The following is a 1874-nucleotide window of genomic DNA, read 5'->3' as shown; positions in this document are numbered from 1 at the left end:
AGCGCCTTGAGGACGGTGTCGACGATGTGTTGTGCGTTGAGTTTTGCGAGGTCGTACTGGCGTTCGGGTTTATCCTGGTCCTGGAACAGGTCGGGCAGGCGCATGGTGCGCAGCCTGAGGCCGTGGTCGATCAGGCCCATGTCGCTGGCGAGGGTGAGGACGTGCGCGCCGAACCCGCCGATTGCGTTTTCCTCGATCGTGACGGCGACCTCGTGGGTGGCGAGCAGCCGGCGGATCAGTTCCTCGTCGAGCGGCTTGGCAAAGCGCAGGTCCGCGACGCTCGTCGACAGCCCCCTCGCCTCGAGCGCGTCGGCCGCCTTCACCGCCTCCGCCAGCCGCGTGCCCAGCGACAGGATCGCCACCTTGTGCCCGGTACGCACCATCCGCCCCTTGCCGATCGCCAGCCGCTCGGGCACCTCGGGCAGCGCCACGCCCACCCCGTTGCCGCGCGGATAGCGCACCGCGATCGGCCCGGTGTCGTGGCACACCGCGGTATAGGTCATGTGCACAAGCTCGGCCTCGTCGGCCGCCGCCATCACCACGAAGTTGGGCAGCGTCGCCAGATAGGTGACGTCGAAGCTGCCCGCATGGGTGCACCCGTCCGCGCCGACCAGCCCGGCGCGGTCGATCGCGAACCTGACCGGCAGGTTCTGGATCGCGACATCGTGCACCACCTGGTCATAGGCGCGCTGCAGGAAGGTCGAGTAGATCGCGCAGAACGGCCGCATCCCCTGTGCCGCCAGCCCCGCCGCGAACGTCACCGCATGCTGTTCGGCAATGCCCACGTCGAACGCGCGGTCCGGATGCGCCTTTGCGAACTTGTCCACCCCGGTGCCCGACGGCATCGCCGCGGTGATCGCACAGATGCGATCGTCGGTCTCCGCCAGCTTCGCCAGCGTCTCGCCGAACACATTCTGGTAGCTCGGCGGTCCCGGCGGCGCCTTGTCCTGCGCGCCGGTGATCACGTCGAACTTCTGGACGCCGTGATATTTGTCGGCCGACGCCTCCGCCGGGGCATAGCCCTTGCCCTTCTTGGTCACGACATGGACCAGGATCGGCCCCTCCTCGGCATCGCGGACATTTTCGAGCACCGGGATCAGATGGTCGAGATTATGCCCGTCGATCGGCCCGACATAGTAAAAGCCGAGCTCCTCGAACAACGTCCCGCCCATCGTGATGCCGCGCGCGAACTCGTCGGTCTTGCGCAGCCCCGAATGCAGCGGCCGCGGCAGCCGCCGCGCCACCCGCTTCAGCGTCTCGCGCAGCCCCAGAAACTCCCGGCTCGACACGATGCGCGACAGATATGCCGACAAGCCCCCCACCGGCGGCGCGATCGACATGTCGTTGTCGTTCAAAATCACCACCAGCCGGTTGCCCGCCGGCTCGGCGTTGTTCATCGCCTCATACGCCATGCCCGCGCTCATCGCGCCGTCGCCGATCACCGCGATCGCCTTGCCCGGCTGATCCTTCAGCTTGTTGGCGATCGCAAACCCCAGCGCCGCCGAGATCGAGGTCGAGCTGTGCGCCGCCCCGAACGGATCATAGTCGCTCTCCGCACGCTTGGTGAACCCCGACAGCCCACCCCCCATCCGCAGCGTCCGGATGCGGTCACGACGACCCGTCAATATCTTGTGCGGATAGCATTGATGCCCCACGTCCCAGATCAGCTTGTCGTCGGGCGTGTCGAACACATAGTGCAGCGCCACCGTCAGCTCGACCACCCCAAGCCCCGAACCCAGGTGACCCCCCGTCACCCCCACCGCCGAAATCACCTCCGATCGCAGCTCGTCCGCCAACTGGCGCAACTGGCCAGGCTTCAGCCTGCGAAGATCCTCGGGCGTGGCAACCGTATCCAGCAACGGCGTGTCGGGCGT

The 1874-nt window shown here is 67.2% G+C and carries 1 protein-coding gene; it reads right to left on the bottom strand.

Annotated features, from left to right (window positions below):
• The coding region (dxs, locus tag GO308_RS18560) for a 1-deoxy-D-xylulose-5-phosphate synthase (protein WP_240886451.1) at positions 1-1874 on the bottom strand (1874 nt) is incomplete at both ends.

It is taken from the genome of Sphingomonas sp. SFZ2018-12 (assembly GCF_022496715.1).
Taxonomy (GTDB): Bacteria; Pseudomonadota; Alphaproteobacteria; order Sphingomonadales; family Sphingomonadaceae; genus Sphingomonas.
This window is presented reverse-complemented; position numbering and strand designations above follow the sequence as displayed.